The sequence below is a fragment of the Chelativorans multitrophicus genome, from assembly GCF_011317445.1.
Classification (GTDB): Bacteria; Pseudomonadota; Alphaproteobacteria; order Rhizobiales; family Rhizobiaceae; genus Chelativorans; species Chelativorans multitrophicus.
Window position 1 is genome coordinate 644,755 of sequence record NZ_JAAAPL010000001.1, and the last position, 13,536, is coordinate 658,290.

Below are 13,536 nucleotides of genomic sequence, written 5' to 3' on the forward strand. Positions count from 1 at the left end.
ATGATTCGCATGTACGCGTTCGCGGATCGGTCAAGCAGAATCCAGCAGGAAGAAAGGGCCCGTCGGGATGGCGAGCGCGTATGCGTGGGCATTGCCTACCGCCCTGTTCTCCAGGGGCGGAAGGCCTAAGGCGGAAACCGAGGTCGCCGGCAATGCGAAGATCATTGCCGCGCCGGCTTATGAGCGCCTGCTCGCAATCGAGCCCTACCTGCGTCGGGCCATTCCGATCCTGATCGTCATTTTCCTGCTGATCCTCGCGGCGGCGCGCCTGGTGACACTGCTCAACTGGCACGGCGACATCGAGAAGGATACCAAACGGCATCTCGGCATGGTCGCCAGCAACCTTGCCCAGGCGGTGCAGATTGCGGGTGTGGAGTCGCTCGCTGAGGTGGGTCAAGCCGAAGTGCTGATCGACGAGACGATCCTGCGTGCCAGCATGGATGCCGGCTGGGTGCTCGCGCTCACCGATTCCCGGTTCGCTGTCACTGCCGTTTCCGCGAGCGCGCAGAAGATGAAGGGGCAATCCCTCGAAACCGTCGTTTCGGGCGGGCAGCCGCTCTTCATGTTTGGCGACAGAGCCGGCGTGCTGGAGGTGCAGATCGGCGAGGCGACATGGTATGCCGCGGTGAGCCTGCTTCCCGGTGGTGACGGCGCCGCCGTCGCACTTGCGCCCCAGGACCAGGTGTTCGGCGCGTGGCGCAGCACCGTCTCGCTCAATGTGACGCTCTTTGCCCTGACCGCCGGGGTGCTGATGGCGATCCTTTACGCCTATTTCAGCCAGGCCGCACGCGCGCAGGCAGCCGACCGCATTTACCGCGAAGCACATCAAAGGGTGGACCTCGCCCTTGTGCGCGGGAAGTGCGGCCTTTGGGACTGGGACATGGCGCGCGGCAAGATGTACTGGTCCGCCTCCATGTACGAGATGCTGGGCTACGAGGCCGCCGATGTGATGCTTTCCTTCGGCGATGTGGCGAGCTTGCTTCATCCCGATGACAGCGATCTGTTCGCCGTCGCGAACAGGATCGTCGCACGCGAGGTCGAGCAGGTCGACCAGGTGTTCCGGATGCGCCATGCCAACGGCCAATGGATCTGGATCCGGGCCAGAGCGCAGGTGGTGGACCCGGATGCGCCGGAGATTCACCTGATCGGCATTGCGGTGGACGTGACGGAACAACGCACGCTGGTGCAGCAGTCGGAGGCCGCGGACCAAAGGCTGCGCACGGCGATCGAGAACATCACGGAATCCTTCGTGCTTTGGGACGCGTCCGAGCGGCTCGTGATGTGCAATTCACGTTATCTGCAGGACACGGGCCTTGATCCAAGCGAGATCGTTCCGGGCCTGCCCCGCCAGGAAATCGAATCCCGCATGAAGGCCACGCGCTATGAGCGGCGGCTGACGGGATCGAACAACGCCAGCGAGGGCATCACCTATGAACGGCAGCTGGCGGACGGCCGCTGGCTGCAGGTGACGGAGCTGAAGACGCGTGACGGCGGCACGGTTTCCGTGGGAACCGACATTACCCAGCTCAAGCAGCACCAGGAAAAGCTGGTGGAGAGCGAACGCCGGCTGATGGCGACGATCCATGATCTGTCCCTCGCGCGCCGCGCGGAGCAGGAGCGCGGCCAGGAGCTCGTGGAGCTCAACCGCAAATATATGCGCGAGACCGAGCGCGCCGAATCCGCCAACCGCGCGAAATCGGAATTCCTCGCGAATATGTCCCACGAGTTGCGGACACCGCTCAACGCCATCATCGGCTTCTCGGAACTGATGCAGCAGGGACTGTTCGGTCCGCTCGGCTCGGAGCGCTATCAGGAATATGTGAACGACATCTACTCCAGCGGCACATATCTGCTCGGCGTGATCAATGACATCCTCGACATGTCGAAGATCGAGGCAGGCCAGTTCTCAATCCACCGGGAGAGCATCGACCTTTCCGAGGTCATCCGCGAAACCATGCGCGTGGTGACGCTGCAGGCGGGAAAGAAGAACATAGAACTGACAAGCGACGTTCCAGCCTCTCTCTCGCTTCACGCGGACCGTCGCGCGGTGAAGCAGATCCTCATCAATCTCCTCTTCAACGCCGTCAAATTCACCGGCCAAGGTGGACGCGTGACGCTTCGGGCCCGCGTGGTTTCGAACTCACTGATGCTGACGATCAAGGACACCGGCTGCGGCATTCCACGCGAGGCATTGAAGAAGCTCGGCCGGCCATTCGAGCAGGTGGAGAACCAGTATTCGCGCAGTCACAACGGCTCCGGCCTCGGCCTGGCGATTTCGCGTTCGCTCACCGAGCTTCATGGCGGCGCGCTGCGCATCCGCTCCACCGAAGGCGTGGGCACGATCGTCTCCATCCGGCTACCCGTGCAGATGGCGCGCAGGATGGCGGCGTAGCGGCATTCAAACTGCCCGATATGTTTGCGCTCCCCTTCGCGCCCCTCGTGTGGGAGATGGCCGGCAGAGGCCAGAGGGGGGCGCGACCGGCACAAACCTGTCAGAATTGCGTCAGCCCCCACTCTTTGACGCCGTTTTCAACAACCGGTCGAAATGCCCCCGCACTCGCCCGGCCGTCTCCGTTATATGAGCCTCCAAAACGCCGAAATCCGGCAGGTCGACGCTCCGCAGCAGAATATCGGCAAGGCCGGGCGGAATATCCTCGGAGTCCAGCGGGCCGGTGATGCAGAGGCGCACAATCTGCGTCAGCGTCATATATAGCCGGTGTGCGTCGAGAAGCTCCGAGCGGGTTTGATCGTCAGCGAAGTCCGGCGATAGCGACGCGAGCACCTCCCCGGTCCCGGTCGGGCGGGGCTCGGCGGGGCACTTGCCGGAGAGGACCGCCACCTGGGCGATGAATTCCAGGTCGATAATGCCGCCCGAGATAAGCTTCAGGTCCCAGATGTTCCTCGCTGGCTTTTCCTCCTCCAGAAGGGCGCGCATCTCCGTTGCGTCATGTCGGAGCTTTCTTTGATCGCGCGGCATGGCGACAATCGCCTCCACCTCCCGCGCCGCTTCGGCGCAGAGCGAGGCATCGCCCGCCACGGGCCGCGCGCGCGTCAGTGCCATGTGCTCCCAGGTCCATGCCTCGTTGCGCTGATATTTGCGGAAGGCATCGATATGGGTTGCCACCGGCCCCTTGTTGCCGGAGGGCCGCAATCTGAGATCCATGTCGTAAAGCACACCTTCCGCCGTCGGAGCCGAGACGGCGGCGATGAGCCGCTGCGTGAGCCGCGCATAATAGTGCGAGGGCGCAAGGGGCCTTGCCCCATCCGATTCCTCCGCATCAGGCGCATGGTCGTAAAGCAGGATCAGGTCTACGTCGGAGCCTGCCGTGAGCTCACGGCTGCCGAGCTTTCCCATGCCGAGAATGGAAGTCCGGCCGCCTTTGATGTGGCCGTAGGTCAGCGCGAACTCTTCCTGCACCGCATCGAATGCCGCGCCGATGGTGAGATCCGCGAGAGCGGAGAAGGACTTGCCGGCGCGCGTATGGTCGATGCTGCCTGTCAGCAGGCGGATGCCGATCAGGAACTTCTGCTCCGCCGCGAAAATGCGCAGCCGGTCGAGCTGCTCTTCAAAAGCTCCTGCACCGGCAAGAAAGGTCTGCAGCCGCTCGGCCAGGTAAGCTCGGTTGGGCAGCTCCGACAGAAGCGCCGGGTCCAGAAGACCGTCGAAGACATGGGGCCGGCGGGTGATGATCGCCGCGAGCCTGGGTGCCGCGCCCATTATGGTTGCGATCAGGTCGAGTAGCCAGGAATTGGATTGGAGCAGCGAGAAGAGCTGAATGCCTCGCGGCAGGCCGGAAAGGAATTCATCAAAGCGCAAAAGCGCTTCGTCCGCGCGCTGCGTCCGCCCGAAGGCTTCCAGCAATGCGGGGATAAGCTCCGTCAGCCGCTCGCGTGCTTCCGCCGACTGCGCCACCCGATACCGCCCGAAATGCCAGCCGCGAATGACGCGCGCGATGTCGCTCGGGCGCTCAAAGCCCAATTCGGAAAGCGTTTCCAGCGTACCGGGGTCGTCAACGTCGCCGGTGAAGACCAGATTGCCAATGCCGCGGGAAAGCTGAGGCGCCGTCTCAAACAAAGCGGCATAGTGGCGCTCCACCGTGTGCAGCGCTTTGCGGAATGTTTCCGCAAAAGCCGCTCCACTCCCATAGCCAAGCAGGCGGGCGATGCGCTCCAGCTCCTCCTCGGTGTCCGGCAGGAAATGCGTCTGCTCGTCCGCGACCATCTGCACCACGTTCTCGACGTCGCGGAGAAACCAGTATTGGGCAACAAGCCCCTCGCCTGCCTCGGCCGTTATCCAACCGCGATCCTGAAGCTCCTTGAGCACCGAGACCGTTTCGCGTCCGCGCAGCTCGGGAAACCGTCCGCCAGCAATAAGCTGCTGTGTCTGCACGAAAAACTCGATCTCCCGGATCCCGCCGCGGCCGAGCTTTACATTGTGGCCGAGCACGGCCACCTCGCCATGCCCCTTATGCGCATGGATCTGACGCTTGATCGAATGCACGTCGGCGATTGCCGCATAGTCCAGATATTTGCGCCAGACATAAGGCTGCAGTTCCGCCAGGAACCGCTCCCCAGCTTTCACGTCGCCGGCAATCGCACGCGCCTTGATCATGGCGGCGCGCTCCCAGTTTTGGCCACGGCTTTCGTAATAGTGGAGCGCGGCTTCCACCGGCAGCGCGAGCGGGGTCGATCCGGGATCGGGCCGCAATCGCAGATCCGTGCGGAAGACATAGCCATCCTCCGTCCGGTCCTGCAGGATGCGCACCAGCCTTCGGGTAAGCCGCACGAAAAGCTCGGTGACCTCCAGAGGATCGACGATTGCCGGCGCGGTCGGATCGATCAGGACGATGAGGTCGATATCCGAGGAATAGTTGAGCTCCCGCGCACCGAGCTTGCCCATGGCAAGCAGGAGCCAGCCGCTGCCCTCCGATGGCCTTGCTAGGTCGGGCAGCCGAAGCTTTCCCTGGCGATGCGCATCGCATAGCAGGAAATTTACCGCCGCACGCACGCAGGCCTCCGCCAGAAGGCTCAGCCGGAGGACCGTCTTCGCCGCGTCCGCTTCGCCCGAGAGCTGGCCAAGCGCAATCAGAAAATGCGCCTCCTGCTTCAACCGGCGAAGAGCCTTCATCACGCCTGTTTCGCTGGCATCCCCGGCGGAAGCGGCCTCTTCGATCTGCGCGTTGATGTGGGCGAGCCGCGCTTCAAGCTCATTGTCGAACAGCGCCTCCAGGCTGTTCGGCATGCGCCGGGCGCAATCGCGAAGATAGGGCGCGAGGTCGAACACCGCGCCAAGAAAGGCCGTCAGCCTGCTCCCGTCTCGAAGAAGGCCGGCAAGACGGGGACAATCCTGCGCCGCCGCGACTTCGGCAATCGAGTCCAGCTCCTCGCGCGCATGTTCGGCATCGAGTGGCTGCAGCTCCCGCACGGGTATGCCGAACCAGGCAGAGCCGTCCGGATGCTGCGGTGACGGTTCGGACATATTTCTTCCTGGCATTTCCCTTATAGCCCTCTGGCGGGCGGGCCAGAGAGGGGTTGGCAAGAGGCAGCAATATCACCCATTCTTGCCCGCGGGGAAGATCATGGCAACTGTGAACCCGCCGCTTGTCCCCGAAAGCTCAAGACGCCCGCCGTGAAAGGTCATCACCGCCTTGGCCAGGCTGAGACCCAGCCCTGATCCCGGCCGGCTCCGGCTTGGCTCTAGGCGTACAAAGCGCTCTGTTGCGCGTTCGCGATCCTTTTCCGGAATGCCCGGGCCGGTGTCGTTCACGGCCAAGCGGATTGCGTGTTTCTCCTTCCGGAGGGACAGGGAAACAGACGGCTTCTGGCCAAAGCCCGCGGAATATTTGATGGCGTTATCGACGATGTTGGAAAGCGCCTGGCCGATAAGTTCACGGTTGCCATCGATCTGAACACTTTCAACAGTCTCGGCTTTGAGGTCCACGCCCTGTTCTTCCGCCGCTGGCTCATAAAGCTCGACGACATCGGACAGGATCGCTGCAAGATCCAGCTTGGTCGTGCTTTCCGCTGAATACCCGGCTTCCAGCCGCGAGATCATCAATATCGCATTGAAGGTGCGGATGAGTTGATCGGACTCAGCAATTGTTTGCTCCAGCGCTTCCTTCGCTGCATCGGGGCCGCCACTGCTGTTCAGCGCCGCCTCGGCTCGGTTGCGCAGGCGCGTCAAGGGCGTTTTCAGATCGTGAGCGATATTCGCGGAAACCTGTTTCAGCCCCTCGTTCAAACCGGCAATTCGATCGAGCATCGCATTCAGGTTTTCCGAAAGCCGGTCGAATTCATCACCCGCCCCGGAAACGGGCAGCCGCCTCGCCAGATCCCCGCCCATGATCTGGCGGCTGGCTTCAGTCACGCTATCGATACGGCGCAGCGCCCGTCTGCCTACGAAATACCAAATCAGGAACGCGCCGAGCCCCATCATCGCCAGAGAGGCGGCGAGCGCGCGGCGCATCACGCGTCCGAACTTGTCAGGCTCGCTCAGATCCCGGCCGACCAGCAGGATCATCCGATTGGGAAGACGAATGATCTGGGCCACCGCCGCATGGCCGTTCTCGCCACCCTCAGGCCCCGGCTCGCCGAAGCGGCGATAAAAGAAAGCGTTTTCCGTCCAGCCCGGTGAGTCGAGCACGCCTGGCTGTATGCTCTCCACGTTTCCGGAGAGGATGCGGCCATTCGGATCCGTAATAAGGTAGAGATTGGCGCCCGGCTGCCTGGCCCGGATTTCGACGAGCCGGACGAGTCCGATCAGTCCGCCGCGTTGATAGGCACGGCCTAGCCCGGCAACCTCCTCCGAGATTGCCTCCTGGGTCTGCCCAACCAGTATGCGAGTGGAAAGTGAGCTTACATAGATGACGAGCATCACCGCGCAAGCGGCGAACAGCACAAGATAAAGTGCCGAAAGCCGTGCAGCGGTTGTCTTCATGACGGCCGACAGCGTGGCCATCGGTCAGTCCGCCCGGATCATATAACCCGCCCCGCGCACCGTGTGCAGAATGGGCTTGTCGAAGCCCCTCTCGATCTTGCCTCTGAGGCGCGAGACATGCACATCGATCACATTGGTCTGGGGATCGAAGTGATAGTCCCAGACATTCTCCAGAAGCATGGTGCGCGTGACCACCTGGCCGGCATGGCGCATTAGATATTCCAGCAGCCTGAACTCGCGCGGCTGCAGCGTGATCTCCTGCCCGCCTCGGCGCACCGTGTGTGACAGCCGGTCCAGTTCCAGATCGCCGGCCCGATAAAGCGTTTCCACGTCGCGTGTGCCCGCTCGACGTTTCAGCACTTCCACGCGGGCGAGCAATTCTGAGAACGCGTAAGGTTTCGTAAGATAATCATCGCCGCCCGCGCGAAGGCCGGTCACCCGGTCGTCCACCTCCCCTAAAGCAGAGAGGATAAGCGCCGGCGTCGTGTTGCCGTTCGCTCGCAATCCCGCAATCACGGAGAGCCCGTCGCGGCGCGGGAGCATGCGATCGATCACGAACACATCGTAATTGCCCCCATCGGCAAGCGCAAAGCCGGCCTCTCCGTCGGACGCCACATCCGCGATATGCCCCGCTTCGGAAAAGGCTTTCTTGAGGAAGCTCGCCGCCTCGCGGTCATCTTCGATGATCAATATCTTCATGGCGCGACAATAAGGGCACAAATGCACAGATGCCAAGAAAAGGCGGCGGAGAGCTTCTCACCGCCGCCCATAACGATTGATCCCGTGCCGATCAGCCAATTGGCAGCGCGACGAAGCGGTTAGCGTCATCACGCACGACCTGCAGGAGCACTGCGCCACGGCCGGCACTCGATGCCGCATCAGCAGCCTTCTTGAGGTCGCCCGCCGTTGTTACGGGCTGAGAATTGATGGCGCGGATCACGTCTCCCGGCTGGATTCCGTTCTCCTCCGCCACGCTGCCCGGCTCGACATCGGTGACGACGAGGCCATTGCCGTCATCGGCCGGTGCAACCGTCAATCCAAAGCTTGCCGGCTGACCGCCCTCATCCTGCGAGGGCGCGCTGGGCGCCGCCGAAGCGACCTGGTCAGTGTCAGGCATCTCCGTCAACGTCACGGAAAAATCCTGCGACTTACCGTTGCGCCACACCGTAACATCGATCTCGGTGCCAGGCTGGATAGCCGCCACCGTGCGAGCCAACTCGCGGGGGGTGGCGATGGTCTTGCCGTTCACTGCGATAACGACGTCACCGGCTTGAATACCTGCCCTGGCTGCGGGATCGCCGCTGTTCGCGCTGTTGATCAGCGCGCCCCTTGCGTCCTGCAGGCCAAGCGACTCCGCGATCTGGGGTGTCACCTCCTGGATGCTGACTCCCATATAGCCGCGCTCGACGGAACCATCCTCGATAAGCTGCTCTACGACCGTCTTGGCAAGGGAAGCCGGAATTGCGAAGGCAATGCCGACATTGCCGCCGGAGGGCGAGAAAATCGCGGTGTTGACGCCAACCACCTCACCGGCGAGGTTGAAGGTCGGCCCGCCGGAGTTGCCCTGATTCACCGCCGCGTCGATCTGCAGGAAGTCATCGTAATTCCCGGCGCCGATCTCACGGCCTCGGGCCGAAACGATGCCCGCCGTCACCGTACCGCCGAGCCCGAACGGGTTGCCCACGGCAACCACCCAGTCGCCCACGCGTGCCGCATCGTCATTGGCCCAGGTCACATAGGTGAACTCGCGGTCGGCTTTAACCTTGAGTACCGCCAGATCGGTGCGGGGGTCCTTGCCGATCAGATCGGCCTGCAGCTCGGTGCCGTCCTCCAGAACGACCGTGTACTGATTTCCACCTTCGACCACATGGTTGTTGGTGACGATATAGCCGTCACCGGAGATGAAGAACCCGGAACCTTGGGCAACCGGCCGGGTGCGCCGGCGCTGCTGCGGGCCGCGCGGCTGCTCGTCACGCCTCTGGAACTCATCGAAGAAACGGCGCAACGGATGGTTCGGCGGAAGATTGTCAAAGCCCGGCATGTCGAAGAACGGCGTCGCCACCGTGCCCGTCTCCGGCGCTTCACCCGAAATGCGCACGCTCACCACCGCGGGTGTGACGACATCGACCACATCGGCAAAACTGGGCGCCTGAACGGGCCTGTCCAGCTTCACCGGCTCAGCGAACACCGGGACGGTGCCCGAACTTATTGCGCTAAAACCGACCGCACCGGCTATAGCCGCAGAGGCCACGGCCGCCACGAGGCGATTGCGGGTCTTGGAAGTTATTTTTTTGGAGGTTACGTTCTGCTCTTCGCTCATGACGAACCAACTCCTCATACCTTGGATCCACTCGGGGGACGCATCCTCGTCCCGTTCCGCCATTGAAATAGGACTGAGTACCTTACGATGCCATTTCCAAGGCATGAAACTTTTGTAATGTTTCCGGCGGCCATTCTGAAGCCGTCAAGACCGGCCCATCCGCGCCATGCGTTTTGAGGTGCTGCGGATTGCCCGAACTTTTCAGCTCTCATCCTTAAGAATGTCCCGCAAGGCAGCTTCCTCCTCCGTCGAGAGAGGAGCGGGAACGGTGTTGCCGCGCCGCCGAAGAACCGAGAAGGCAAGTGCGCTCCCACCAACAAGGATGAGGACCGGCGCTGCCCAGAGAATGGCGTTGCGCGCATTGAAGCGCGGCTTCAAGAGCACGAACTCGCCATAGCGAGAGACAATATAATTCAGAACTTCTTCATTGGTATCGCCGGCCTTGAGCCGCTCACGCACGAGAACGCGGAGATCTCGCGCCAGCTCCGCGTCGGAATCGTCGATCGATTGGTTCTGGCAGACCATGCAGCGCAGCTCAGCTGAAAGCTGCCGCGCCCTCGCTTCGAGCGCAGGGTCCACAAGTATCTCATCAGGCTGCACCGCAACAGCGATGCCCGAAAATCCCAACAGGCAGAGCACAAGCAGAAATGCGCGAAAGATCATCGCGTTCCCCCACCGTCCGCCGCGAGCGCTGCTTTGCGCCTTGCCGGCGCACCGACGCGCAGCCTGCGGTCCATGAGAGAGATGAAGCCGCCGCCCATCATCACCAGCGCACCGGCCCAGATCAGCGTGACGAAAGGCTTCCACCAGATCCGCACGACGAGCCCAGCCGGTGTACGGTCACCGATCGAAACATAGAGCTGGCTCAGGCCCATCGTTCTGATGCCGGCTTCGGTCGTCGGCATACCCCGGGCCGTATAAAGACGCTTGGACGAAACGAGTTCCCCCAGCGACGCACCGCGGGTGGTCCCGAGCGCGAACTCGGCGCGGTCTTCCGTGTAATTTGGGCCGGTGAAGGGCCGCAGATCCACGAAGCGAAGAGTGTAGCCGCTGATTTCGGTGCTCTGGCCTGGCTGCATTGTCAGGATTTTCTCGGCCTGAAGCGCGGTGACGGAGACAATGCCGAGCACGGTAAGGCCCAGCCCGGCATGTGCGAAACAGGTGCCGAACATCGAAAGGGGCAAGCCGGAGAGCCGGCGAAGGGCAAGTGCTGGCCCGACCTTGCCGATGCCGGATTTGAAAGCGAGATCTGTCAGCGCGCCGAAGACAAGCCACAGCCCCAGGCCGATGCCGAGCGCAGCTGCGGCGTTGGCGCGGTCAATCAGGAAATAGCTCGCGATTGCGGCCGCCCCGGCTGCCCAGAACGCGAATTGCAGGCGCTGGAGAGCTCCTGGCAGATCGCCGCGCTTCCAGGCGAGAAGCGGCCCAAAAGGCACGGCCAGCAGGAGCGGCAGGAACAGCGGCACGAAGGTCAGATTAAAGAACGGCGCGCCGACGGAAATCTTGTCTTCGCTGATGGCCTCGATCAGCAGGGGGTAGAGAGTGCCGATGAGCACCGTCGCCGCCGCGGTCGTAAGCATCAGATTGTTGAAGACAAGCGCCCCCTCCCTGGAAATGGGATGGAACAGTCCACCCGGCGCGAGCGACGCGCCCCTTACTGCAAACAAAGCCAGAGCGCCGCCGATAAAGAACACCAGTATCGCAAGAATGAAGACGCCGCGTGTGGGATCTGTCGCAAAGGAGTGAACAGAGGTCAAAACGCCCGAGCGGACCAGAAATGTGCCAAGCAGCGACAGCGAAAAAGTGAGAATGGCCAGCAGCACCGTCCAGATTTTCAGTGCCGAGCGCTTTTCCATGACAATGGCCGAGTGCAGCAACGCCGTACCCGCCAGCCAGGGCATCAGGGAAGCGTTCTCCACCGGGTCCCAGAACCAGAAGCCGCCCCATCCCAATTCATAATAGGCCCAGTAGGAGCCCATCGCGATGCCGCCGGTGAGGAAGGCCCAGGCAACGAGCGTCCACGGACGCACCCACCGTGCCCAAGCCGCGTCCAGGCGCCCGTCGATCAGCGCCGCCACCGCGAACGAAAAGGAGATCGAGAACCCCACATAGCCGAGATAGAGCAGCGGCGGATGGATCGCGAGCCCGATGTCCTGCAGGATCGGATTGAGGTCACGGCCTTCAATCGGCGCCCGCTCAAGGCGGATGAAGGGATTGGAGGTAAAGAGGATGAACAGGAGGAAGGCGCTGGCAATCAGGCCCTGTATGGCCAGCACATTGGCCCTGAGCGTTGGCGGCAGATTCTGGCCGAAGGCTGCCACAAGAGCCCCGAAAAAGGCTAGGATCAGCACCCAAAGGAGCATCGAGCCTTCATGATTGCCCCAAGTCCCGGTAATCTTGAACAGAAGCGGCTTGGCCGAGTGTGAGTTCTCCCACACATTCAGCACCGAGAAATCCGATTGGACATAGGCAAGCACCAGCGCCGCGAAGGCGAACGCGATCAGCGCAAACCCGGTAATGGCCACCGGTTCGCCCATCCGCATCAGCGGAGCGCTGCCCAAGCGCGCGCCGAGGAGCGGCACCAGCGCCTGCACCAAGGCCAGCGCCAGCGCCAGCACGAGTGCGAAATGGCCAAGTTCGACGCTCATCGGACCTTTCTCATTGTTCCTGCCAAAGGCCGTCCTTTTTCAGCCTGTCCGCCACTTCACGGGGCATATAGGTCTCGTCGTGCTTCGCAAGGACGGTATCCGCGACAAAGACCCCGTCGGGCCCCATCCTGCCCTCGATTACGACACCTTGCTCCTCCCGGAACAGGTCAGGCAGAATGCCGTCATAGACCACTGGCACCCCGTTCTGGCCATCGGCCACCACAAAGCTCACATGCGTTCCCTGGCCTCGCTCGACGGAACCTTGCTGAACAAGGCCGCCGAGCCGGATGCGTTCCTGCGCCGCCGCGGGCTGCGACAGCAGGTCCGAGGGCATGTAGAAATAGGACGTCTGCTGCCCCAGCGCATAAAAGGTCAATGCCGCGGCCAGGGCGAGAAAGCCCATTCCCGAACCGATGACCGCCAGCCGCTTCTGCTTGCGCGTCATTTATTCACCTGCGTGTCTGTGAGGCCGAGCGTCCCGGCCAATTCACTTAAAGCCTTGCCGTCCGGCGAGTCGGGTCCAAGGGCGGAAAGTCCCCGGTCCAGGGCCCCCAGCGCGTCGTCCCTTCGGCCAAGCACGACATAGGAGCGCAGCAGGCGCCCCCAGCCTTCCGGATCTGCCGGGCTCTCGCGCAGCTTCGCGTCGAGGCTCGCCACCATACCTTCTATCATCTCCTGGCGCGCTTCGGGTGTCATCTCCTGAGCTGCTGCGAGCTGGTCTTGTGATGGAGCGCTTTCTGAAGCGGAAGCCTGCGCCGAATCCTGGGCGAGGCCCGCAATGGCTCGAGCGGCAGCAGCCTTCCATGGCGACTGTTCCGGGAGGCCGGAGGCCATCTCCTCCCAAATAGCCCGTGCCGCACCCCCGTTTCCTTCCTGCGCTCTCGCCAGGGCGATGAAGAAGCGTGCACGAGCGTTCTTCTCATCAAGTGCCAGCGCGCGGTTAAACGCCGCCTCGGCACCCGCCGTGACGATCCCGCCGCTCCGCGCCACCATCGCCTCGCCCAAGCCAGCTTCATACTCGGGGTTGGCGCCAGCCAAGTCGATTGCCCGCTGATAGGCGGCCACAGCATCCGAATAGCGCCCCAGCCGCATATAGACCGGCGCCAGCGTCTGCCAGCCGCGCACGTCTTCGGGGTGATCCGCCAGATAAGCCTCGGCGCGGGCGACCAGGTCTTCCACCGGCGCCTGCGCCGGGTCCTCGTTGAGCCTTGCCTGCAATGGCATGGCCGGCAGGCCGGGCGAGCCAATCAGGGAATAGATGCCCCAACTTATCGCCGGAACAGCCAATACGGCCGCTATGGCCACCGCGCGCGCCAGCCTCGTACCGGGTTTGACTGACCCTTCCGCGCTTTCATCGACAGATTGCGAGAGCCGGAGAATGCGCCGGCCGATTTCCGCGCGTGCCTCAGCCGCTTCCGTCTCGGCCACAAGCCCGCGCCTTACTTCCTGATCCAGCTCGGCCAACTGATCACGATAAACGGAAAGATCGTGCTCCCTGCCCGCCACATCTGTGGTCAACCCGCGCAAGAACGGCCGCATCACGGCCAGCGCGGCGGCAAGGGTTAGCAGTGCTGCGAGAACCCAGAAAAACATGTTGAGTTCAATATCCGTCTTGCCGCGCGGTGCCAACT

The 13,536-nt window shown here is 62.8% G+C and carries 9 protein-coding genes; 1 reads left to right on the forward strand and 8 read right to left on the reverse strand.

What is annotated here, in order from left to right; all coding sequences use genetic code 11:
• Positions 1–67 precede the first annotated feature (67 nt).
• A complete protein-coding gene (locus GNP00_RS03260) occupies positions 68–2,392 on the forward strand; it encodes a PAS domain-containing sensor histidine kinase (RefSeq protein ID WP_011580245.1) in 2,325 nt (774 codons plus the stop codon).
• 111 nt (positions 2,393–2,503) lie between these two features.
• On the opposite strand, the gene GNP00_RS03265 is transcribed toward GNP00_RS03260, so the two are convergent.
• The 8 genes from GNP00_RS03265 to ccmI form a co-directional block, all read right to left on the reverse strand.
• Positions 2,504–5,479: a bifunctional [glutamine synthetase] adenylyltransferase/[glutamine synthetase]-adenylyl-L-tyrosine phosphorylase gene (locus GNP00_RS03265; RefSeq protein WP_041544532.1), complete on the reverse strand. Its 2,976-nt coding sequence runs from the start codon at positions 5,477–5,479 to the stop codon at positions 2,504–2,506.
• A gap of 72 nt (positions 5,480–5,551) precedes the next feature.
• The gene (locus GNP00_RS03270) at positions 5,552–6,958 is read right to left on the reverse strand and encodes a sensor histidine kinase (RefSeq protein ID WP_011580243.1); all 1,407 of its coding nucleotides are present in this window, start codon (positions 6,956–6,958) and stop codon (positions 5,552–5,554) included.
• Between the two features lie 3 nt (positions 6,959–6,961).
• Positions 6,962–7,636 carry a response regulator transcription factor gene (locus GNP00_RS03275; RefSeq protein ID WP_011580242.1) on the reverse strand — a complete coding sequence of 225 codons (675 nt, stop codon included), beginning with the start codon at positions 7,634–7,636 and terminating at the stop codon, positions 6,962–6,964.
• A 91-nt stretch (positions 7,637–7,727) separates the two neighbouring features.
• Positions 7,728–9,257, reverse strand: a complete 1,530-nt coding sequence (locus GNP00_RS03280; protein ID WP_011580241.1) for a Do family serine endopeptidase — start codon at positions 9,255–9,257, stop codon at positions 7,728–7,730.
• 201 nt (positions 9,258–9,458) lie between these two features.
• Positions 9,459–9,920 carry a cytochrome c-type biogenesis protein gene (locus tag GNP00_RS03285; protein ID WP_011580240.1) on the reverse strand — a complete coding sequence of 154 codons (462 nt, stop codon included), beginning with the start codon at positions 9,918–9,920 and terminating at the stop codon, positions 9,459–9,461.
• Positions 9,917–11,905: a heme lyase CcmF/NrfE family subunit gene (locus tag GNP00_RS03290; RefSeq protein ID WP_011580239.1), complete on the reverse strand. Its 1,989-nt coding sequence runs from the start codon at positions 11,903–11,905 to the stop codon at positions 9,917–9,919. The genes GNP00_RS03285 and GNP00_RS03290 overlap by 4 nt, the downstream gene beginning before the upstream one ends.
• 10 nt (positions 11,906–11,915) lie before the next feature.
• A complete protein-coding gene (gene ccmE, locus GNP00_RS03295) occupies positions 11,916–12,350 on the reverse strand; it encodes a cytochrome c maturation protein CcmE (RefSeq protein ID WP_011580238.1) in 435 nt (144 codons plus the stop codon).
• Entirely contained in the window at positions 12,347–13,498 is a 1,152-nt protein-coding gene (gene ccmI / locus GNP00_RS03300) for a c-type cytochrome biogenesis protein CcmI (protein WP_041545150.1), read from the reverse strand. Before ccmI ends, ccmE begins: the two co-directional genes overlap by 4 nt.
• Positions 13,499–13,536 lie beyond the last annotated feature (38 nt).

Coding starts and splice junctions, on each gene's coding strand:
- GNP00_RS03280 (WP_011580241.1), bottom strand. CDS start 9,257: ATGAGCGAAGAGCAGAACGTAACCTCCAAAAAAATAACTTCCAAGACC.
- GNP00_RS03265 (WP_041544532.1), bottom strand. CDS start 5,479: ATGTCCGAACCGTCACCGCAGCATCCGGACGGCTCTGCCTGGTTCGGC.
- GNP00_RS03260 (WP_011580245.1), top strand. CDS start 68: ATGGCGAGCGCGTATGCGTGGGCATTGCCTACCGCCCTGTTCTCCAGG.
- ccmI (WP_041545150.1), bottom strand. CDS start 13,498: ATGTTTTTCTGGGTTCTCGCAGCACTGCTAACCCTTGCCGCCGCGCTG.
- GNP00_RS03275 (WP_011580242.1), bottom strand. CDS start 7,636: ATGAAGATATTGATCATCGAAGATGACCGCGAGGCGGCGAGCTTCCTC.
- GNP00_RS03270 (WP_011580243.1), bottom strand. CDS start 6,958: ATGGCCACGCTGTCGGCCGTCATGAAGACAACCGCTGCACGGCTTTCG.
- GNP00_RS03285 (WP_011580240.1), bottom strand. CDS start 9,920: ATGATCTTTCGCGCATTTCTGCTTGTGCTCTGCCTGTTGGGATTTTCG.
- GNP00_RS03290 (WP_011580239.1), bottom strand. CDS start 11,905: ATGAGCGTCGAACTTGGCCATTTCGCACTCGTGCTGGCGCTGGCGCTG.
- ccmE (WP_011580238.1), bottom strand. CDS start 12,350: ATGACGCGCAAGCAGAAGCGGCTGGCGGTCATCGGTTCGGGAATGGGC.